This window comes from Roseateles sp. P5_E1, from assembly GCF_054049335.1.
Genome location: NZ_JBFUMN010000003.1, coordinates 278,772 through 297,557, shown reverse-complemented (window position 1 = coordinate 297,557; position 18,786 = coordinate 278,772). Strand labels below are relative to the sequence as shown.

The following is an 18,786-nucleotide window of genomic DNA, read 5'->3' as shown; positions in this document are numbered from 1 at the left end:
GGATCAGGCGGCGCGCGGCAGCGCGGCCTCGTCTTCACCGGTGGTTTCTTCGGCCTGCTGCAGCAGCGCGGTCAGGGCGTTGACGACGTCCTGCAGCGTGCGCACCGATTTGAAGGCCTCGGGCTGCAGGCGCTTGCCCACCAGGGGCTTGAGCTTGACGATGAGGTCCACCGCGTCGATGGAGTCGATGTCCAGGTCGTCGTACAGCCGGGCTTCCGGGCGGATGCGCTCGGGCTCGATGTCGAAGGTCTCGACCAGGATGGCCGACAGGCGCGTGTAGATGTCGTGTTCGGTCATGGTGTGAACTCCCTGGCGATTCAGCCCTTGCGGCTCGTGGCCACGAAAGCTGCCAAAGCCCGGATGGAGCGGAAATGGCGGCGGGTTTCCTCCGAATCGGCCGACATGGTGACGCCATAGCGCTTTTGCAGCGCCAGGCCCAGCTCGAGCGCGTCGATGGAATCCAGGCCGAGGCCTTCGACGAAGAGCGGCTGCTCGGCGTCGATGTCGTCTGCGCTCATGTCCTCGAGATTCAAGGCGTCGATGAGCAAGGTCTTGATTTCAAGTTCCAGGCTCTGTTCCATCGCCTTTTCCCCCAGAAAAATAGTCCCGCAAGTATCCCGTGAGCCGTCTTGCAGCGAGCGGGAATTCTCCGTGAGCACCCTCTAGAAAGGGTGTCACGGCGATGTCGTCGCCCACATCCAGACTCAGGTGTAACGGCCGGTCGTGGGTTTTCCACCACGGCCAGCCTTTGCTCAATCCCAGCGGCTCGCAGCGAATGCGCACTGGCGTGATGGCCACGCCCGTGCGCAGGGCCAATTGGGCCGCACCGCGCTGCAACTGCAAAGCATGCCCGGGCCGGCTGCGCGTGCCTTCGGGAAAAATTACCAGATTGCTGCCCGCCTGGAGGCTGGCGTTGAAACCTTCCAACACCTCGCTGCCACGGTCGTTACGCAAATAGTTGCAGGCCCGCACCGGCCCCCAGGTGAAGGGGTTGTCGCCCAGCCCGGCACGCACGACGCAATCGGCATTGGGCGTGCGCGCGATCAGCGCCACCACGTCGATCAGCGTTGGGTGGTTGGCCAGCACCAGCAGGCCACGCCGCTGCAAGCGCTCGGCGCCCGTCCAGCGCACGCGCACCAGACCGAGCAGCGTCATCAGGCCGATAAAGCCGCGAAAGCTGGCCCCCACCAGCGCACGGGACCAGCGGATGCGGCGCACCGGGYTCCACACCAGCAGGTTGATCAGCGGGAAGGCGAGCACGCCCATCAGCAGGCCGCCAATGCCGAAGCAGGCGAAGCTCAGCCCCGTGGCCAGCACCCGCCAGGCGCGGGACCAGGCCCGGGACCAGTCGGGCAGCAGGCTATCGAGCGACGACATGGCGCCACTGCCAGTCCGCGGCGCCGTCCATCTGGTGCAGCTCGGCGGCGGGGTCGAGCAGCCACTGCAGCAGCTGCAGATTGGGCGACAGCGTGCTGGGCGACGCATTCGCCAGCGCGGCCTGGCGCGTCAGTTGCACGGCCGGCTCGCCGGCGCGCGCCACACGCAGACGCAGCGCAAAGGCATGCGGCGGGGCGATCAGGGCGTCCAGCCCGGTATGGGCATACAGCACCGGCAGCGGCGCGTCGAACACCGTCAGCAGCACGGCGGGCGCGCCGGCGGCCAGCAGCGCCTGGGCTTCGACCCAGCCGGCGGCGGCGCTGACCTCGCCCGCGGCCACCGCGCTGACATTGGCGGTGATGCCGCGCTGGATGGAGTACTGGGCGCCGATGGCGTTGTGCACCGAGTGGCTGAAGGCGGTGGGCGACAGGGCCTCGCCCTGGGCCAGCTCCTGCAGCATGGCGACCGAACGCGCCAGTTCACCCCAGCGGGAAGCGAACACCAGAGGCATGCTCGGCAGCGCTGCGGCATCGACATCCTGCTGGGCCCAGTAGGCCACCTGCAGGGCCGCACGCCCCAGCGGGTCGATGCGCCGCCGTGCCATCGCCGGCACTTCCGGCAGCGGCGGCGCGGCCGGTGTGTCGGAGGTAACCGGTTGCGGCTGACGCAGCCAGGCCCGCCAGTCGTCCTGGGATGCCAGACCCGGYGCCCACGCCGCCCACTGCTCGACGTGCAGGGCCAGGCCGTCCTGGGCGGCTACGGGGGCAGCGGTGGGCGTGGTCATGGGCGGGTCTGAAAGTAGAAAACCCGCCAAGAGGCGGGCTTGCGGTTGAGCCAGGGAATGCCCTTAGCTTTTCGCGCGGAACTTGCGCAGCGCTGCGACCTGAGCCGCCAGCGTGAGCAGTTCGTTCTGGATTGCAGCCTGGTCGAGTTCGCTCTTGGCGTTCTTCAGCGCTTCCTCGGCTTGCTTCTTGGCTTCGATGGCCTTGGCTTCGTCGAGGTCCTTGCCGCGGATGGCGGTGTCGGCCAGCACGGTCACGCGGTTCGGCTGCACTTCGAGAATGCCGCCGGCCACGAAGACGAACTCTTCGGTGCCATCAGGGCGCTCGATGCGCACGGCGCCCGGCTTGATGCGGGTGATCAGCGGCGTGTGCTTCGGCAGGATGCCGAGCTCGCCACTCTCGCCCGGCAGGGCGACGAACTTGGCCTCGCCGGAGAAGATCAGCTCTTCGGCGGAGACCACGTCGACGTGGAGGGTTGCCATGTTCAATCTTCCTTAGCTAACCATTGAAGAAGTCCTGCGGGAGACGGGACGCCGAGACGTCCCCGTCAACCTCACTGGATCTTCTTGGCCTTCTCGAAAGCTTCGTCGATGGTTCCCACCATGTAGAAAGCTTGCTCCGGCAGGTGGTCGCACTCACCAGCCACGATCATCTTGAAGCCGCGGATGGTTTCCTTCAGCGGCACGTACTTGCCGGGCGAGCCGGTGAAGACTTCGGCGACGTGGAAAGGCTGCGACAGGAAACGCTGGATCTTGCGGGCGCGGGCGACCGACAGCTTGTCTTCCGGCGACAGTTCGTCCATGCCCAGAATGGCGATGATGTCGCGCAGTTCCTTGTAGCGCTGCAGCACCTGCTGCACCGCACGGGTCGTCGTGTAGTGCTCTTCGCCGACGACGTTGGGGTCGATCTGGCGGCTGGTCGAGTCCAGCGGGTCCACGGCGGGGTAGATACCCAGCGAAGCGATGTCACGCGACAACACGACGGTGGCGTCCAAGTGGGCGAAGGTCGTGGCGGGCGACGGGTCGGTCAAGTCATCCGCAGGGACGTAGACGGCCTGGATGGAGGTGATCGAGCCGACCTTGGTCGACGTGATGCGTTCCTGCAGGCGGCCCATTTCCTCGGCCAGCGTTGGCTGGTAGCCCACGGCGGAAGGCATGCGGCCCAGCAGTGCGGACACTTCCGTGCCGGCCAGCGTGTAGCGGTAGATGTTGTCCACGAAGAACAGCACGTCCTTGCCTTCGTCGCGGAACGACTCGGCGATGGTCAGGCCGGTCAGTGCCACGCGCAGACGGTTGCCCGGGGGCTCGTTCATCTGGCCGTAGACCATGGCGACCTTGGAGTCTTCCAGCTTGTCCTGGACCACGACGCCGGAGTCCGACATCTCGTGATAGAAGTCGTTGCCCTCACGGGTGCGCTCACCCACGCCRGCGAACACGGACAGRCCSSTGTGCGCCTTGGCGATGTTGTTGATGAGYTCCATCATGTTGACGGTCTTGCCSACGCCGGCGCCRCCGAACAGGCCSACCTTGCCGCCCTTGGCGAACGGGCASATCARGTCGATSACCTTGATGCCGGTTTCCAGCAGGTCCTGCGACGGGCTCAGCTCGTCGTAGGCCGGGGCGGCGCGGTGGATGGAGGCGGTCAGCTCGGAAGAGACCGGGCCGCGCTCGTCGATGGGGTTGCCCAGCACGTCCATGATGCGGCCGAGGGTCGCCTTGCCGACCGGCACCTTGATGGTGTCGCCGGTGTTGAAGACTTCGGTGCCGCGGCGCAGGCCGTCGGACGAACCCAGCGCAATGGTGCGGACGACGCCGTCGCCCAGCTGCTGCTGGACTTCCAGCGTCAGTGCCGAGCCTTCCATCTTCAGCGCGTCGTACACCTTGGGCATGCGGTCGCGCGGGAATTCCACGTCGACGACGGCGCCAATGCACTGAACGATCTTGCCGACTGCTGCTTGAGTGTTAGCCATTTTTGCGTTCCTTCAATTCAATTCTTTGCGTGCCGGGTGACTCAACCGACCGCGGCTGCGCCGCTGACGATCTCGGACAACTCTTTGGTGATGGCTGCCTGGCGGGTCTTGTTGTAGACCAGCTTCAGCTCACCGATCAGCGTGCCGGCGTTGTCGGTCGCGGCCTTCATGGCCACCATGCGGGCGGACTGCTCGCTGGCCATGTTTTCGGCAACGGCCTGGAAGACCAGGGCTTCCGTGTAGCGCACCAGCAGTTCGTTGATGACGGTGGCGGCGTCCGGCTCGTAGATGTAGTCCCACGAGTGGCCGGCCTTGTCCGTTTCCATGTCGCTGGCCTTGAGCGGCAGCAGCTGGTGCACCTTCACCTCTTGCTTCATCGTGTTGATGAACTGCGTGTAGCAGAGGTAGACGGCGGACAGCTTGCCTTCGGCGTACTGGTCGAGCAGCACCTTGACCGGGCCGATGAGGGCCTCAATGTGGGGCTGGTCGCCGAGCTGCGTCGCGTGGGCCACAACCTTGGCGCCGATGCGGTTCATGAAGCCCAGGCCCTTGCCGCCGATGGCGACGACCTCGGCCTTCTGGCCCGCGGTTTCCAGTTCCTTGAGCTTGGCCGTGGCCGCGCGCAGCAGATTGGTGTTGAGACCACCGCACAGGCCCTTGTCCGTCGTGACGACGACCATGCCGACCGCCTTCACGCCCTCGTTCTTGACGAGGAAGGGATGGCGGTACTCGGGATTGGCCTTGGCGAGGCTGGCCGCGATGTTGCCGATCTTCTCGGCGTAGGGGCGAGCCGACCGCATCCGCTCCTGCGCCTTGCGCATCTTGGACGCGGCGACCATTTCCATCGCCTTGGTGATCTTCTTGGTGTTCTCGACCGACTTGATCTTGCCGCGGATTTCTTTGCTTGAAGCCATTCGAACTCCTAGTCAGTGCAGGGCTAAGTCGAAGCTCAGCCCCACGTGTTCCGTGGCTTAAGCGAAGGACTTCTTGAAAGCCGTGATGGCGGCGTTCAGTTCAGCTTCGGCATCCTTGTCCATCGCCTTGTCGGCTTCCAGCTTGGCAAGCAGGGCGGCGTGGCTGGTCTTCAGGTACTGGTGCAGGCCGTGTTCGAAGGCCAGGACCTTCTTCACTTCGATGCTGTCCATGAAGCCCTTGTTGGCGGCGTACAGCGAGGCGGCCATCAGCGAGATGGACAGCGGCGAGTACTGGGCCTGCTTGAGCAGTTCCGTCACGCGGGCACCGCGGTCCAGCTGCTTGCGGGTGGCTTCGTCCAGGTCGGAAGCGAACTGCGCGAACGCGGCCAGCTCACGGTACTGGGCCAGGTCGGTACGGATACCGCCGGACAGCGACTTGATCAGCTTGGTCTGGGCTGCACCACCGACGCGCGACACCGAGATACCGGCGTTGATGGCGGGGCGGATACCGGCGTTGAACAGGCTGGTTTCSAGGAAGATCTGGCCGTCGGTGATCGAGATCACGTTGGTCGGCACGAAGGCGGACACGTCGCCGGCTTGCGTCTCGATGATCGGCAGGGCCGTCAGCGAACCGGTCTTGCCCTTGACTTCACCCTTGGTGAAGGCTTCGACGTAGTCGGCGTTGACGCGGGCGGCGCGCTCCAGCAGGCGGCTGTGGAGGTAGAACACGTCGCCGGGGTAGGCTTCGCGGCCCGGCGGGCGGCGCAGCAGCAGCGAGACCTGGCGGTAGGCGACAGCCTGCTTGGACAGGTCGTCGTAAATGATCAGCGCGTCCTGGCCGCGGTCGCGGAAGTACTCGCCCATCGTGCAGCCCGAGTAGGCCGACACGTATTGCATCGCGGCGGACTCGGAAGCCGAGGCGGCGACGACGATGGTGTATTCCATCGCGCCGGCTTGCTCGAGCGAGCGCACCACGTTCTTGATCGACGACGCCTTCTGGCCGATGGCGACGTAGACGCAGGTCATGTTCTGACCCTTCTGGTTGATGATCGCGTCGATGGCGACGGCGGTCTTGCCCGTCTGACGGTCACCAATGATCAGTTCGCGCTGGCCGCGGCCGACCGGAACCATGGAGTCGATCGACTTCAGGCCGGTCTGCACGGGCTGGTCCACGCTCTTGCGCGCGATCACGCCCGGGGCGACCTTCTCGATGACGTCGGTCATCTTGGCGTTGATCGGGCCCTTGCCGTCGATCGGCTCGCCCAGCGCGTTGACGACGCGACCAATCAGCTCGGGGCCGACCGGCACTTCCAGGATGCGGCCCGTGCACTTGACAGTGTCGCCTTCCGAGATGTGCTCGTAGGCACCCAGAATCACGGCGCCGACGGAGTCGCGCTCGAGGTTCAGCGCGAGGCCGAAGGTCTGGCTGCCGTCCTTGGCGACCGGGAATTCGAGCATTTCGCCCTGCATCACGTCGGACAGGCCGTGGACGCGGACGATGCCGTCGGAAACGGACACGACGGTGCCCTGGTTGCGGATGTCCGTGCTGCCACCAAGACCCTCGATGCGGCTCTTGATCAGTTCGGAAATTTCAGCGGGATTCAGTTGCATGCTAGGTCTCCCAGGTGGCCGTTCCTTCGCCGGATCAAGGGCGGGGGTCAGACGCGGGGTAAATCGGAATGTCTTGCGGGTGTCCAGCTGCGGATCAGGCAGTCAGCGCAACTTTCATGCGCTCAAGGCGGGCCTTGACGGAGGTGTCCAGCACCTCGTCGCCGACGACGACGCGAACGCCGCCAATCAGGCCGGGCTCCAGCTGCACATGGGCTTCGAGCTTGCGGCCGAAGCGCTTCTCCAGCGACGTCTTGAGGTCGGCGAGCTGAGCGTCGCTGATCTCGTAGGCGCTGAAGATCTGCGCGTCGGACACGCCCGAAGCGGCGTTGGCCAGCACGTGGTACTGGGCCACGATCTCGGGCAGTGCAGCCAGGCGGCCGTTCTCGACGATGGCGCGCAGGAAGTTCTGCACACCGGCGGCGAGGTCTTGCTTGGCCGCGGCGGCGATGACCGCAACGACTTGCTCAACCTGGGCCTTAGGGTGATCGGCGAACTGGCGCAGATCGGCGTCCTGCGCCACCTGGGCCAGCGCGTCGAGCTGCCGGCCCCAAGAGCTCAGGTCTTGCGACTTGGCGACCTGGAACAGGGCTTCCGCGTAGGGGCGGGCGATGGTGGCGATCTCGGCCATTTACAGCTCCGTCTTCAGGCGAGCCAGCAGCTCGGCGTGAACGCCGGCGTTGACTTCCTTCTGCAGGATCTGCTCGGCGCCCTTGACGGCCAGTGCAGCGACTTGCTCGCGCAGGACTTCGCGAGCGCGGGAAACCTGCTGCTCGGCGTCGGCCTTGGCGGCGGCCAGGATCTTGGCGCCTTCTTCTTCGGCCTTGCCCTTGGCGGCGTCGACGATGGCAGCGGCGCGCTTCTCGGCGTCCGAGATCAGCTTGCCGGATTCAGCCTTGGTCTGAGCCAGTTCCTTGGCGATCTGCGCTTCGGCGCCGGCCAGTTCGGCCTTGGCCTTGTCGGCAGCGGACAGGCCAGCGGCGATCTTCGCGGCACGCTCGTCGAGCGCCTTGATGATCGGCGGCCACACATACTTCATCGTGAACCCGACCAGGATCAGGAACACGATCATCTGAACGATGAGCGATGCGTTAATAAACACCTTGGTGCCTCACAAAGTTTCGAGTGCGGAAACCGCCGGGGCAACCTTGGCCACGGCGGGTCGACAGCATCGAATTACTTGGCGCCAGCAGCCAGCGCAGTAGCGATCTGGCCCAGGAACGGGTTGGCGGTGGCGAACCACAGGGCGATACCCGTGCCGATGATGAAGGCCGCGTCGATCAGGCCGGCCAGCAGGAACATCTTGGTCTGCAGTTCGTTCATCAGCTCAGGCTGACGAGCGGCGGACTCAAGGTACTTGCTGCCCATGATGCCGATGCCGATACAAGCACCGAAGGCGCCCAGACCAATGATCAGACCAGCGGCGAGGGCAACAAAGCTAATGACTTCCACGATGACTCCTTGAGGGGAAAAAAGAGAGAAAGGGTTGAGGGAAAACTGCTTGGAAAAACTGGGGGACGGCTGCTGCGGGATCAGTGCGCGTCGTGGGCCTGGCCGATGTAGACCAGCGTCAGCATCATGAACACGAAGGCCTGCAACGTGATGATCAGGATGTGGAAGATCGCCCACACCGAGCCCGCGATGATGTGGCCGATGGCCAGGCCGATGCCGGTGGCCGACAGGCTCCAGGCGCCGCCCATCAGGGCGATCAGCATGAAGATCAGTTCGCCGGCATACATGTTGCCGAACAGTCGCATGCCGTGGGAGACCGTCTTGGCGACGAACTCGATCAGCTGCATGGCCAGGTTGACTGGGTACAGATAGACCTTGTCGCCGAACGGTGCCGCAACGAGCTCGTGAGCCCAGCCGCCGGCGCCCTTCATCTTGACGTTGTAGATGAGGCAGGTGATCAGCACGCCAAGGGACAGGCCCATGGTCATGGACAGATCCGCAGTCGGCACGACGCGCAGGTAAGCGTGGTGGTCACCGGTGAGGTTCTGCCAGATCCAGGGGAACAGATCCACCGGGAACAAGTCCATCGCATTCATCAGGAAGATCCAGACGAACACGGTCAGGGCCAGCGGCGCGACGAGCTTGCGGCTGTTGGCGTTGTGGACGATGCCCTTGGCCTGATCGGCAACGATCTCGACCAGGATTTCGACGGCGGCTTGAAAACGGCCCGGGACGCCCGAAGTAGCAGCCTTCGCGGCGCGCCACAGCAAGAAGCTGCCCACCAGACCCAGCAGCACGCTGAAGAAAATGGAGTCGAGGTTGACGACGGAGAAGTCGACGATGCCTTGCTGCTTGCCACTCTGCGCGTGGTTCAAGTGGTGAATGATGTATTCACCAGCGCTCGGGGCTGCTGTTTCGTGGCCTTCTGCTGCCATGTTTCGTTCTGCCTCGTCAGGTCAATCTGCGGCCACGCCACGCGAGCGCCAGCCAGTTCACTTTGATGCACACCGCGAGGGTGACCAGCAGGGCTGGCCAGCTCAGGCCCGGCACCACCTTTGGCGCCAGCACCAGCATCGCGATCGATGCACCGATTTTCAAAAATTCCCAACCCATGAACCCGGCAGCCGCACCGACCGCTGAATCCACGCGCTTTGTCATGCCCCGCGCCAGCAGCATGTTTGGCAGCACCACCGCCGCGACGCCATAGAGCGCCGAAACCATGGCCACACCGGACGCCGTCCACAGCCGGATCACGGCCACGCACAGCAAGCCTGCCACCAGCTGCATCCCCAGCACACGCCAGGGCGACAACATCGGCAACGCCGACTTCAGCGCTGCCGCCTGCTCAGGGCTCAGGGCCTTGACGGGCAGCTCCTCTTTGTCGTCGTCCCAGCCGCCGGCCGTCGAAACGGCGGGGGGCCAGGTCTTTCGGGGGCCGTTCTCGGTCATGGCGCCAGGGTCCTGGGGTGGGCGGCTCAACCCCCAAAACTACCAGGAGCTGATTGCACCGGGATGACGCACGGGCGCCACCCAACAAAGCCAGCCATTATATGTGACGAGTTACACCGGGGTAAATACGCCCCCAGGCCGACACAGGATTCAGGCGCTTGTCAGGGTCGCGGGCAAGCCCGGCACGTCGACGCGCAGTTGCAGCACGGCGCCAGCGAGCGGCTCGCGTTCCAGTTCGTCGGCGGGGCGCTTCTCGCGCGCCGTCGTGATGAAGAGGGTGCGCAAGTCAGCGCCGCCGAAGGTGGGCATGGTCGGGCAGGTCACCGGCAACTCGACACGCTGCACAACTTCGCCGGTCGGCGCAATGCGCAGCAGGCAGCCACCTTCAAACATCGCGGCCCAGTAGTGGCCTTCAGCATCCATCGCTGCACCGTCAGGGCGGCCTCCGTAGGCCTCGCCCGGCGTGCGCGGCTTGAATTCGGCGAAGACGCGCGGGGAAGACAGCGCGCCGGTCGCCACGTCGAAGTCCGCGACGTAGATGCGATGGGCCTTGGTATCGGACCAGTGCATGCGGTGGCCGTCGGGACTCCAGGCCAGACCGTTGGAGGTCGTCAGGCCAGGCACCTGGGATTCAAAGACCTTGCCGTCGAAGCGATACAGCGCCGCCTCGGGCTCGCGCGCATCCGAGATGCTGCCGATCCACAAACGCCCGGCAGGGTCGACCTTGCCGTCGTTGAAGCGCAGCCTTGCAGGGTCGTAGGGTGGCGGGCTGACGAGTTGCTGCGCACCGGTAGTCGTGTCCAGCGCCCACAGGCCGTCGCGCCGCGCGACGAGCAGGCCGCCGCCGGCGCGAGCCGCGATGCAGCCGGGCTCCGCCGCCTGCGGCCACACGTCCGGCGCGTCGACGCCCGCGCGCCAGCGCAGCACCTGACGGCCCGGAATGTCGACCGCATAGAGCTGCAGTTCGGTGGGATGCCAGAGCGGCGATTCGCCAAGCAGGCAGCGGTGCTCGCCGAGGGGCTGGATGTCGTGTTCGAGTGCCATGCCGGCACTCTAGGCGGTTATCCGAAGTAACTCGGCCGGAAGGCGCCGAGCTCGGCCTTCAGATAGTGGGCGCCGGGGATGGGGTTGAAGTAGAACGGCGGCACCTCGGCAAAGCCCAGGCTTTCGTAGAGCCCACGGGCGGCTTCCATGTCATCCAGCGTGTCGAGCAGCATGGACGAGTAGCCGGCCTCGGTGGCGCGGTCCATCAGCGCCTGCGCCAGGATGCGGCCCAGGCCAAAGCGGCGGAAGGCCGGTCGCACGAACAGGCGCTTCATCTCGCAGGCATTCGGGTAGTCGGCGTCGGGCAGGGGCCGGAAGGCGCCGCTGCCGGCTATTGCGCCATCGACCGTTGCCAGCAGCATCAGCCCGCCGGGTGGTGCATAGGCGCCGGGCAACGCGGCGAGTTCCTCTTCGAAACCCTGGAAGTCCAGATCGATGTCGAGGCTGTTGGCGTAGTCGCGCAGGACGAATCGAGCCTCCTGCCAGTCCTCGGGCGATTCAGGCGTGATGAGCTGTATGTCGGGGCCGGCCATAGGCGTCGCAGTTTAGCCAGCGGGATCAGGCTGCAAATCCCAAGACCACGCGGCGGGTCTTGGCGCTCTTCTTTTGGTGATCACTCACGTTCGCTGCGCACACAAGAGTGATCCCCGAAGAAATCAGCTCCGGCCCGAGGCCGACTCGGCAAAGCCGAGAACGACCCTGCGGGTCTTGGCTGATTTCTTCTCGATTTTGGTGACGACGACTTTGCCGATCTCGGCGGTATTGCCGACATGCGTGCCGCCACAAGGCTGCAGATCCACGCCCTGCACCTCCAGCACTCGAATACGCCCCAGCCCGCGTGGCGGCTGCACGCTCATCGAGCGAACGAGCCCTGGGTTTGCGTCCAATTCGTCTTCCGTGATCCAGCGGTGACCCACTGGACGGGCCTCTGCGACCARCCGATCGAGCCCGGCCTGGATGGCTTCCTTGTCGAAGGGCTCGTCGGTATGGAAGTCCAGCCGCGCATAGCCTTCGGTGATGGAGCAGCCGTCGACCGGATAAGGCAGCAGCGCGCACAGCAGATGCGTCGCTGTATGGAAACGCCGGTGAGCCTGGCGGCGCGCGGCGTCGACCTCGATGCGCACCGCCGTGCCGACGGTGGGCAGCTCACCGTCGATCAGGTGGACGATGGCCTCGGGGTGTTCCTTGCTCTTGCGCGTGTCGGTGACACGCCAGCGCTGCTCGCCCGCGATCAGCCAACCGGTGTCGCCGGCCTGGCCACCGCCGAGCGGGTAGCAGACGGTGCGGTCCAGCAGCACGCCGCCTTCGCCGTGAGCGGTGACGACGGCCTCGCAGGCCAGCAGCGTTGCGTCCTCGCGGAACAGGTCTTCGGTCTTCATCACCCGATCACTCCCAGTTCGACCTCGCCGAGCGGGGTGGCAAGGCGAGCCTTCAGGCCATCACGGGTCTCGAAGCCGAGCAGATGCACGCCCTGATCGGGCAGCGTGTCGGTCGGGTGGGCTTCGTCCCATTGGATGAGCATCGGCAACGCCTCGCGGCGCAGGCGGCGACCGTCCTCGCGCAGCGCGATGCGCCAGCGCAATGCGCCGCGTGAGGCGTCGACCGCCTCACCGGCGTCCACGCCCTCGCCGCGCCAATAGGCCAGCGCCGCGTCCAGGTTGGGGACGCGGGCGACCCAGTGGATGAGCCCCGGCCCCAGCGCCAACCGTTCGCGCAGTGAGGGCTGGTCGAGGTCGAACCAACGGGGCCGGCCTGGCGGTGGCGCCGCGGGGTCGATGGCGATGATTTCCAGGTAGCAGCGCGGGTGATTGGGGCCGCTGATCGACACCAGGCGGTTGTGCGTGCCCATCAACGCATGCTTGCCGCCAGGTTGCGGCGTGACGCCGAGCACTCGATCGCACCAGGCGACTCCATCTTCCAGCGTCGCGGCACCAACGACGAGATGGTCGAGTTCCATGCTCACAGCCTCACCTGGCCGTGGATCAGCGGCGTCACGTCGCCGCCAATCCAGGTGCCCTCGCCGTCGCGCTTCACATGCACGCGGCCGGCCCGACCGAGAGCGGCGCCTTGGGCGGCCACATAGCTGTCGCCCGCCAGACCGGACTCCTGCAACCACAACGCCACGCCGGCGTTGAGGCTGCCGGTGACCGGGTCTTCGGGGATGCCGAGGTCGGGCACAAAGGCGCGCACCTCGAACTGGCATTCACCGCCGGCCGGGTAGGCACCAACGACGCCGAGCTTGAGCCCCTGCATCGCGATGAAGTCCGGCTGCAGCGCCAGCACGCTGGCCGCGTCGCCCAGGCGAGCGGCCATCCAGCCGGGGCCGTTGTCGACCCAGACCAGGTCGAGCAAGGCTTCAGGCGTGATGTGCAGCGCGGCAATCGCCTGTGCACGCTCCTCCGCGCCCACGACACCACTGCGCTTCAACGGCGGCGCGGCAAAGGCCAGGCGGGCGCCGTCGCGCTTCACCCGCACCAGGCCGATGGCGCATTGCTGCACGACCTCGCCGGCCTTCTTCGCATCGCCGCCGCTGGCCAGGAAGGCATGGGCGCTGCCCAGCGTCGGGTGGCCCGCAAAGGGCAGCTCGCCGCCGGGCGTGAAGATGCGCACGCGGTAGTCGGCGCCCGGGTCGGTGGGCGGCAGCAGGAAGGTCGTCTCGGACAGATTGGTCCAGCGCGCGAAGTCGCTCATCTCGTCGTCGGACAGCCCCGCACCGTCGATGACGACAGCCAAGGCATTGCCCTTCAGCGGGACGGCGGTGAACACATCGACCTGGGCAAAGCGGCGCAACTGAGTCATGGCTTGATCATGGCTTGAGATAAAGACCGGGGCGGACGATTTCCATGCCGCGCTGCGGCTTGGCCAGTGGCGAGAAGCCGTGGCCGGCATAGACCGCATGGGCGTCGCGGGTGAAGAGCATGAAGCGGCGCAAGCCCTGCAGGTCGGCGTGGGCCAGCAGCGTCTCGATCATCCATTTCGCCAGGCCGTGGCCGCGGTGGGTATCGAGCACATAGACATCGCAGAGATAGGCGAAGGTCGTCCGGTCGGTCACGACGCGGGCAAAGCCGACCTGGCCGACCCCTTCTGCATGCAGCGCGATGCACAGTGAGTTGGCAATCGAGCGCTCGACCAAGGCCAGCGGAATGCCTTCGGACCAATAGGCCCCGACGAGGAAGGCGTGCGCCGCCCGGGCGTCAATGTCCTCGGGCGCAAAGCTGAGCCGGTAGCCATCGCGCTGCATCAGGGCGCGTGCTCCGCAACCGGCTCCAGCGCCTCGTGCAGCAGACGGCCGAGCTTCTCGACGCCATCCCGGATCAGGTCCGGTGTCAGCGTGACGAAGGACAGGCGCAGCGTGCGCGGGTCGGGCTGGTGGGCATAGAAGGCCGCGCCCGGCACATAGGCGATGCCGGCGTCCACGGCCCGGGGCAGCAGGGCCATCGCGTCCAGGCCTTCGGGCAGGCGGATCCAGAAGAACATGCCGCCCTGGGGCGACAGGTAGTCGCAGCCCGGCGGCAGATGCTCGCGCAGAGCCTCGGCCATCGCATCGCGGTTGGCCTTGTAGAGGGCGCGGATGGTGGGGATGTGGCCGTCCAGGAAGCCATCGCGGATGACCTCGTGGACGACGCGCTGATTGAAGCCCGGCGTGTGCAGGTCGGCGGCCTGCTTGGCCTGCAGCAGCTTCGGGTACAGCTCGGGCGGGGCGATCAGATAGCCGAGGCGAAAGCCCGGCGTCAGCACCTTGGAGAAGGAGCCCAGGTAGAGCGACCCTTCCGGCCATAGGCTGGATAGCGCGGCCGGCGGCGGCTCGTCGAACCAGAGGTCGCCATAAGGGTTGTCCTCGACGATGGGCACGCCGGCGCGGCGCGAGGCTTCGACGACTTCCACGCGGCGCTGGGCGCCCATGACGCGGCCGGTCGGGTTCTGGTAGTTGGGCAGCAGATAGCTGAAGCGCGTGCCGGGCGCGTCATGCGGCAGGGCCGCAATGGCCTCGGGGCGCGGGCCCTGGTCGTCGCTGGCGAGACTCGCAAAGATGGGCTCAAACGGCGTGAAGGCCTGCAGCGCACCGAGGTAGGTCGGCGTCTCGACGGCCACCGGCGCACCAGCGTCGCAGAGGATCTTGCCGACCAGGTCCAGCCCCTGCTGGGAGCCGCTGGTGATCAGCACCTGTTCCGGCGTCACGGTCATGCCGAGTGTTGCGACCCGCGCCGCCACCCATTCGCGCAGCGGCGCAAAGCCCTCGCTGGCCGCGTATTGCAGGGCCTCGCGCGGGTTCTTGCTCAGCACGCGGTCGCAGGCGGCCTTCAGCGCGTCGACCGGAAAGGTGTCCGCGCTCGGCAGGCCGCCGGCCATGGACAGGATGCCCGGCTTCTCGGTGACCTTGAGGATCTCGCGAATGATGGACGGGTTCATCCGCGCGGCGCGGCGCGCTTGGGTCCAGACGGTCGTCATGTCAGCCCCTCGTTCCATGAGTACATGGACCGATCCCCCGAGGGGATGGCGGTCCGGCTAGGGGCGGCCCGGCGCTCGGCCCGCCGGCCGGCAAAGACAGAATGGTGCATGGCAATCACTCGCGGGATTTCAAAGGAGTCAGCCTAGCATCCAGTCGACCGCGGCACCGGCCTGCAAATCGGTGGAGTCGAACAGCGGCAGGGCGGCAGCGCTGTCAGCGGGCAACAGCAGGCCCAGCTCGGTGCAGCCAAGAATGGCGGCCTGTGCGCCGCGGTCGGCCAGGGCTGCAACCTGGGCGCGCAGGGCCTCGCGCGAGGCCGGTTCAAAGCGGCCGCGGCACAGTTCCTCGTAGATCAAGCGGTGCACTTCCGTGCGGCCGGCCTCGTCGGGCACGATGACCTCGATGCCGAAGCGTTTCTTCATGCGATCGCGGTAGAAGCCTTGCTCCATCGTGAAGCGCGTGGCCAGCAGGCCGGCCCGCTTGACGCCGGCAGCGCGCAGCGCCTCGGCGGTCGCGTCGACGATGTGCAAGACCGGCAGGCCGGCCGCTTGCTCGATCTCGGTGGCGACCAGGTGCATGGTGTTCGTGGCAATCAGCAGCGCCTGCGCGCCGGCGCGCTTCAGGCCGGCGGCGGCTTCGCCCAGCACGCGAGCGGCTTCGGCCCACTGGCCGGCGGACTGCATGGCCGCAATGGGCGCGAAGTCGACGCTGTGCAACACCAGCTGGGCGCTGTGCAGGCCACCCAGGCGCGCGGCGACGCCGCGGTTGATCAGCGCGTACAGATGCTGGGTCGACTCCCAGCTCATGCCGCCGAGGATGCCAAGTGTCTTCATGCAGCGCCTGCCAGGTTCATGCGCCAGCCCCGTGCCGGCTTTGCCTCGACTCTGCGCTTGGGCGCGGGCTGCAGCAATTGAAAGGCTGCTTCCGGCCAGGCCTCGACAACGACCTCCTGACCAGCAGCCAGCGTCAGGCCCTCACCGGCACGCAGCCAGTGGTCGTCGGTGCCTCCCGAAATGGTCAGCCACAGCCGACCACCCGTCACGACGAGGCGGCGCGGCGTGCGAGCGGCAGCCAGGGTCAGCGCCTGGCCGGGCGCAAGTGGGATGGTGAATCGATCATTCATCACAGGCCTCCTTCAGTGAACCGGTTGCCGTTTGCCCAGCCACACGACCGCGAGCACGGCGGCGGCGAAGACCACGGTCATCGCATCCAGCCGCTCGCCCAGCAAGGGCACTGCGAACAGCATGGACAAAAAGGGTTGCAGCACCTGCACCTGGCTGACGCGCATCGTGCCGCCCAGGGCCAGGCCGCGATACCAGGCAAAGAAGCCGATCCACATCGACACCAGCGATACATAGGCAAAGCCGCCCCAGGCCGAAGCCGCCACCGGCGCCGTCGGCCGCGTCAGCACGGCCAGTGGCACGGTGAAGGGCAAGCTGATGACCAGCACCCAGCAGATCACCTGCTCGGCCGTCAGGGCGCTGGTGAGCCGCGCGCCGCTGACATAACCCACCGACGCGCAGACCACAGCCCCCAGCAGAAGGCCGTCCGCCATCTCCAGCCCGCCCGCCCCGCGCCAGGCCGCAAAGCCGATCACCAATGCCAGCCCAGCCAACGCACAGATCCAGAACCCCAGGCTCGGCCGCTGGCGCAGCACCAGCGCGGCGATGACGGCCGTGGCCAGTGGCAGCACACCGGACACGACCGACGCATGCACCGCGTCCACATGGCGGACTGCAAAGCCCAGCAGCAGCGGCCAGCCGAACACGACGCCAGCGGCCGTGAAGGCCAGCAGCTGCCATTCGCCGCCGCGCGGCCGTCGCGCGCCGGTGATCCAGAGATAGGCGATCGACAACAGCCCCGCCGCCACCGCGCGCCCGAAGGCGACAAAGGCCGGGTCGAGCTGGGGCGCCGCAGCGCTGCCACCGGCCAGCCGCGTCATCGGGATGCTGAGAGCGAACATCAGCACGCCGGCCGCGCCGAGCAGCAGGCCACGTGTCGCATCGGACGTGGTGGTCGTCGAGACCGTGGTGGACGTGGAAAACCCTGACATGAACTCAGTCTGAGGCATGACACCGATACAGAACCAGTACAGTCAGCCAACCTGACCAAGAATCTGTACTGCCATGCCCACCGGTACACACCCTCCCCTGCAGCGCGGCGCCAGCCTGCCGCTCGCCGGCCAGTTGGCTGAGCGCTATGCCCAGCGCATCCGGGAACGCCTGCTGCTGCCGGGCGCCCGCCTGCCGTCGGTGCGCGACTGTGCGCGCCAGCATGGCGTCAGCCCGCACACCGTCGTCGCCGCCTATGACCAGTTGCAGGCCGCGGGGCTGCTGGAGGCGCGCCGCCAGCGCGGCTTCTTCGTGCGCGAGAGCCGCCCGGCCACCACTCGCGCCGCGCCGCGCCCGCAGGCCATGGCCATGCCGCGCCAGGCGCCGATGGATGCGACGGCGCTGATCCGCGGTATGTTCGAGGCCGACGCCGCGCGCTCACCGGGCCTGGGCACGCTGCCGGCCGACTGGCTGGACCCGACGCTGCTGCAGTCCGCGCTGCGCCGCCTGCATGCCGCCGACTGCCTGGCCCTGCAGGTCGGCTATGGCGACCCGATGGGCGACGACCGCCTGCGCGCGGCGCTCTCCCAGCGCCTGGACGACCTCGGCATCCACGCTGTGCCGGCACAGATCCTGACGACCAACGGCGCCACGCACGCGCTGGACCTCATCATCCGCACCCAGTTGCAGCCCGGCGACGCCGTCCTCGTCGACGACCCGGGCTGGGCCGTCATGTTTGCCCGCCTGACCCAAGGCGGCATTCGCCTGCTGCCGGTTCCGCGTGGCGCCCAGGGACCCGACCTGGAGGTACTGAGCGCGCTCGCCGCCGCCCATTCGCCGCGCGCCTACCTGACCGTGTCGGTGCTGCACAACCCGACCGGCCACAGCCTCAACCTGGCCAGCGCCCACAAGCTGCTGCGCCTGGCCGACGAGCACGACTTCTTCATCGTCGAGGACGACAGCTACGGCTTCCTCGCGCCCGAGCACCTGCCGCGCCTGGCGGCTCTGGACGGGCTGCGCCGCGTCATCTACGTGTCGGGCTTCTCCAAGGTGCTGACGCCGGCCTGGCGAGTCGGCTACCTGGCGGCCGCGCCCGAGCGCCTGCACGCACTGACCGACACCAAGCTGCTCGATGGCCTGACCAGCTCGGCCGTGCTCGAGCGCGCCGTGGCGCTGTGCCTGGAGCAGGGGCGGCTGCGCCGCCATGCGCAGCGCCTGCGTGAGCGCCTGGCCACCGCGCGCCAGCGCATTTCGGCCCTGGCCACCAAGCAGGGCTTCGCCTGGGCTGCGCCGCCGGACGGCCTGTTCGGCTGGCTGGACGTCGGCGTCGACACCGAGCGCCTGGCCCAGCCCCTGCTGGACGCGGGCTGGCTGATCGCGCCCGGTGCCCTCTTCAGCGCCACGCGCGCCCCCGGCTCGCTGGTGCGCATCAACATGGCCACCTCGCAGGACCCGGCCTTCTGGCGCGAGCTGCGCGCCGGCGTTGACGCCTTGAAAGGCCGCGCCGCGCTCCCCTAGGTTCATCCCCCTTGTTCGCTGGAGCAACCCCTGGGCGCTTGAGCGGCGCTGCACCGCAGCCTGGACGGGCGGGTCGACTTGGCGAGCTGGCAGTCGCATGTCGGCCGGCAGTTCGAGGCGGATGGCCACGCGGTCACGCCGCAAGCGCTGAGAGCCGATTTCTGCCGCCTGC

24 protein-coding genes are annotated in these 18,786 nt (G+C 67.2%); 1 reads left to right on the top strand and 23 read right to left on the bottom strand.

Annotated elements, in window-relative coordinates; translation table 11 throughout:
- Positions 1 to 3: 3 nt before the first annotated feature.
- From ACXJKJ_RS05625 to ACXJKJ_RS05515, 23 genes are all read right to left on the bottom strand, one after another.
- Positions 4 to 297, bottom strand: coding sequence for an acyl carrier protein (locus tag ACXJKJ_RS05625; protein ID WP_056205534.1), 294 nt, complete (start codon positions 295 to 297; stop codon positions 4 to 6).
- Positions 298 to 317: 20 nt separating this feature from the next.
- A complete protein-coding gene (locus ACXJKJ_RS05620; protein WP_056205536.1) occupies positions 318 to 581 on the bottom strand; it encodes a phosphopantetheine-binding protein in 264 nt (87 codons plus the stop codon).
- Positions 559 to 1,377: a lysophospholipid acyltransferase family protein gene (locus ACXJKJ_RS05615; RefSeq protein WP_457389409.1), complete on the bottom strand. Its 819-nt coding sequence runs from the start codon at positions 1,375 to 1,377 to the stop codon at positions 559 to 561. Before ACXJKJ_RS05615 ends, ACXJKJ_RS05620 begins: the two co-directional genes overlap by 23 nt.
- Positions 1,361 to 2,161 (bottom strand): beta-ketoacyl synthase chain length factor, encoded by an 801-nt coding sequence (locus ACXJKJ_RS05610; protein WP_457389408.1) that lies wholly within the window; start codon positions 2,159 to 2,161, stop codon positions 1,361 to 1,363. The genes ACXJKJ_RS05615 and ACXJKJ_RS05610 overlap by 17 nt, the downstream gene beginning before the upstream one ends.
- Before the next feature lie 63 nt (positions 2,162 to 2,224).
- Positions 2,225 to 2,641 carry a F0F1 ATP synthase subunit epsilon gene (locus ACXJKJ_RS05605; RefSeq protein WP_056205540.1) on the bottom strand — a complete coding sequence of 139 codons (417 nt, stop codon included), beginning with the start codon at positions 2,639 to 2,641 and terminating at the stop codon, positions 2,225 to 2,227.
- Positions 2,642 to 2,712: 71 nt separating this feature from the next.
- Entirely contained in the window at positions 2,713 to 4,128 is a 1,416-nt protein-coding gene (gene atpD, locus ACXJKJ_RS05600) for a F0F1 ATP synthase subunit beta (RefSeq protein ID WP_457389407.1), read from the bottom strand.
- 41 nt (positions 4,129 to 4,169) lie between these two features.
- Entirely contained in the window at positions 4,170 to 5,042 is an 873-nt protein-coding gene (atpG, locus tag ACXJKJ_RS05595) for a F0F1 ATP synthase subunit gamma (protein ID WP_457389406.1), read from the bottom strand.
- 57 nt (positions 5,043 to 5,099) lie between these two features.
- Positions 5,100 to 6,653, bottom strand: a complete 1,554-nt coding sequence (gene atpA / locus ACXJKJ_RS05590) for a F0F1 ATP synthase subunit alpha (RefSeq protein ID WP_457322012.1) — start codon at positions 6,651 to 6,653, stop codon at positions 5,100 to 5,102.
- 94 nt (positions 6,654 to 6,747) lie between these two features.
- On the bottom strand, positions 6,748 to 7,281 hold the full coding sequence (locus ACXJKJ_RS05585) for a F0F1 ATP synthase subunit delta (protein ID WP_457389405.1): 534 nt from the start codon (positions 7,279 to 7,281) through the stop codon (positions 6,748 to 6,750).
- A complete protein-coding gene (locus ACXJKJ_RS05580) occupies positions 7,282 to 7,752 on the bottom strand; it encodes a F0F1 ATP synthase subunit B (protein ID WP_056205551.1) in 471 nt (156 codons plus the stop codon).
- A gap of 74 nt (positions 7,753 to 7,826) precedes the next feature.
- Complete coding sequence (gene atpE / locus ACXJKJ_RS05575; RefSeq protein WP_056205553.1) at positions 7,827 to 8,102, bottom strand: F0F1 ATP synthase subunit C; 276 nt, start codon at positions 8,100 to 8,102, stop codon at positions 7,827 to 7,829.
- Between the two features lie 80 nt (positions 8,103 to 8,182).
- Entirely contained in the window at positions 8,183 to 9,037 is an 855-nt protein-coding gene (gene atpB / locus ACXJKJ_RS05570) for a F0F1 ATP synthase subunit A (RefSeq protein WP_056205556.1), read from the bottom strand.
- A 16-nt stretch (positions 9,038 to 9,053) separates the two neighbouring features.
- A complete protein-coding gene (locus ACXJKJ_RS05565) occupies positions 9,054 to 9,551 on the bottom strand; it encodes an ATP synthase subunit I (protein WP_056205558.1) in 498 nt (165 codons plus the stop codon).
- Between the two features lie 150 nt (positions 9,552 to 9,701).
- A complete protein-coding gene (locus tag ACXJKJ_RS05560) occupies positions 9,702 to 10,595 on the bottom strand; it encodes an SMP-30/gluconolactonase/LRE family protein (RefSeq protein ID WP_457350591.1) in 894 nt (297 codons plus the stop codon).
- A 17-nt stretch (positions 10,596 to 10,612) separates the two neighbouring features.
- Positions 10,613 to 11,128, bottom strand: coding sequence for a GNAT family N-acetyltransferase (locus ACXJKJ_RS05555; protein ID WP_056205562.1), 516 nt, complete (start codon positions 11,126 to 11,128; stop codon positions 10,613 to 10,615).
- Positions 11,129 to 11,251: 123 nt separating this feature from the next.
- A complete protein-coding gene (locus ACXJKJ_RS05550; RefSeq protein WP_457389404.1) occupies positions 11,252 to 11,974 on the bottom strand; it encodes an alanyl-tRNA editing protein in 723 nt (240 codons plus the stop codon).
- Positions 11,974 to 12,552, bottom strand: a complete 579-nt coding sequence (locus tag ACXJKJ_RS05545; protein ID WP_457389403.1) for a VOC family protein — start codon at positions 12,550 to 12,552, stop codon at positions 11,974 to 11,976. The genes ACXJKJ_RS05550 and ACXJKJ_RS05545 overlap by 1 nt, the downstream gene beginning before the upstream one ends.
- A 2-nt stretch (positions 12,553 to 12,554) precedes the next feature.
- Positions 12,555 to 13,394, bottom strand: a complete 840-nt coding sequence (locus tag ACXJKJ_RS05540) for a PhzF family phenazine biosynthesis protein (protein WP_457389401.1) — start codon at positions 13,392 to 13,394, stop codon at positions 12,555 to 12,557.
- Positions 13,395 to 13,401: 7 nt separating this feature from the next.
- Complete coding sequence (locus ACXJKJ_RS05535) at positions 13,402 to 13,836, bottom strand: GNAT family N-acetyltransferase (RefSeq protein WP_457350598.1); 435 nt, start codon at positions 13,834 to 13,836, stop codon at positions 13,402 to 13,404.
- Positions 13,836 to 15,044, bottom strand: a complete 1,209-nt coding sequence (locus tag ACXJKJ_RS05530) for an aminotransferase-like domain-containing protein (protein ID WP_457389400.1) — start codon at positions 15,042 to 15,044, stop codon at positions 13,836 to 13,838. The genes ACXJKJ_RS05535 and ACXJKJ_RS05530 overlap by 1 nt, the downstream gene beginning before the upstream one ends.
- Positions 15,045 to 15,182: 138 nt before the next feature.
- A complete protein-coding gene (locus ACXJKJ_RS05525; protein WP_457389399.1) occupies positions 15,183 to 15,878 on the bottom strand; it encodes an aspartate/glutamate racemase family protein in 696 nt (231 codons plus the stop codon).
- Complete coding sequence (locus tag ACXJKJ_RS05520; protein WP_056205574.1) at positions 15,875 to 16,168, bottom strand: DUF2917 domain-containing protein; 294 nt, start codon at positions 16,166 to 16,168, stop codon at positions 15,875 to 15,877. Before ACXJKJ_RS05520 ends, ACXJKJ_RS05525 begins: the two co-directional genes overlap by 4 nt.
- A 12-nt stretch (positions 16,169 to 16,180) precedes the next feature.
- The gene (locus tag ACXJKJ_RS05515; RefSeq protein ID WP_457389398.1) at positions 16,181 to 17,098 is read right to left on the bottom strand and encodes a DMT family transporter; all 918 of its coding nucleotides are present in this window, start codon (positions 17,096 to 17,098) and stop codon (positions 16,181 to 16,183) included.
- Positions 17,099 to 17,171: 73 nt separating this feature from the next.
- Between ACXJKJ_RS05515 and ACXJKJ_RS05510 the strand changes: the two genes are divergently transcribed.
- The gene (locus ACXJKJ_RS05510) at positions 17,172 to 18,614 is read left to right on the top strand and encodes an aminotransferase-like domain-containing protein (protein ID WP_056205578.1); all 1,443 of its coding nucleotides are present in this window, start codon (positions 17,172 to 17,174) and stop codon (positions 18,612 to 18,614) included.
- The last annotated feature ends 172 nt before the right edge of the window (positions 18,615 to 18,786 follow it).

Excerpts from the sequence above, each read along its gene's own strand:
- ACXJKJ_RS05620 (WP_056205536.1), bottom strand. The coding sequence starts at position 581 with ATGGAACAGAGCCTGGAACTTGAAATCAAGACCTTGCTCATCGACGCC.
- ACXJKJ_RS05560 (WP_457350591.1), bottom strand. The coding sequence starts at position 10,595 with ATGGCACTCGAACACGACATCCAGCCCCTCGGCGAGCACCGCTGCCTG.
- atpG (WP_457389406.1), bottom strand. The coding sequence starts at position 5,042 with ATGGCTTCAAGCAAAGAAATCCGCGGCAAGATCAAGTCGGTCGAGAAC.
- ACXJKJ_RS05555 (WP_056205562.1), bottom strand. The coding sequence starts at position 11,128 with ATGGCCGGCCCCGACATACAGCTCATCACGCCTGAATCGCCCGAGGAC.
- ACXJKJ_RS05525 (WP_457389399.1), bottom strand. The coding sequence starts at position 15,878 with ATGAAGACACTTGGCATCCTCGGCGGCATGAGCTGGGAGTCGACCCAG.
- ACXJKJ_RS05565 (WP_056205558.1), bottom strand. The coding sequence starts at position 9,551 with ATGACCGAGAACGGCCCCCGAAAGACCTGGCCCCCCGCCGTTTCGACG.
- ACXJKJ_RS05625 (WP_056205534.1), bottom strand. The coding sequence starts at position 297 with ATGACCGAACACGACATCTACACGCGCCTGTCGGCCATCCTGGTCGAG.
- ACXJKJ_RS05585 (WP_457389405.1), bottom strand. The coding sequence starts at position 7,281 with ATGGCCGAGATCGCCACCATCGCCCGCCCCTACGCGGAAGCCCTGTTC.
- ACXJKJ_RS05545 (WP_457389403.1), bottom strand. The coding sequence starts at position 12,552 with ATGGAACTCGACCATCTCGTCGTTGGTGCCGCGACGCTGGAAGATGGA.
- atpB (WP_056205556.1), bottom strand. The coding sequence starts at position 9,037 with ATGGCAGCAGAAGGCCACGAAACAGCAGCCCCGAGCGCTGGTGAATAC.
- ACXJKJ_RS05515 (WP_457389398.1), bottom strand. The coding sequence starts at position 17,098 with ATGTCAGGGTTTTCCACGTCCACCACGGTCTCGACGACCACCACGTCC.
- ACXJKJ_RS05510 (WP_056205578.1), top strand. The coding sequence starts at position 17,172 with ATGCCCACCGGTACACACCCTCCCCTGCAGCGCGGCGCCAGCCTGCCG.
- ACXJKJ_RS05520 (WP_056205574.1), bottom strand. The coding sequence starts at position 16,168 with ATGAATGATCGATTCACCATCCCACTTGCGCCCGGCCAGGCGCTGACC.
- ACXJKJ_RS05530 (WP_457389400.1), bottom strand. The coding sequence starts at position 15,044 with ATGACGACCGTCTGGACCCAAGCGCGCCGCGCCGCGCGGATGAACCCG.
- ACXJKJ_RS05535 (WP_457350598.1), bottom strand. The coding sequence starts at position 13,836 with ATGCAGCGCGATGGCTACCGGCTCAGCTTTGCGCCCGAGGACATTGAC.
- ACXJKJ_RS05540 (WP_457389401.1), bottom strand. The coding sequence starts at position 13,394 with ATGACTCAGTTGCGCCGCTTTGCCCAGGTCGATGTGTTCACCGCCGTC.
- ACXJKJ_RS05605 (WP_056205540.1), bottom strand. The coding sequence starts at position 2,641 with ATGGCAACCCTCCACGTCGACGTGGTCTCCGCCGAAGAGCTGATCTTC.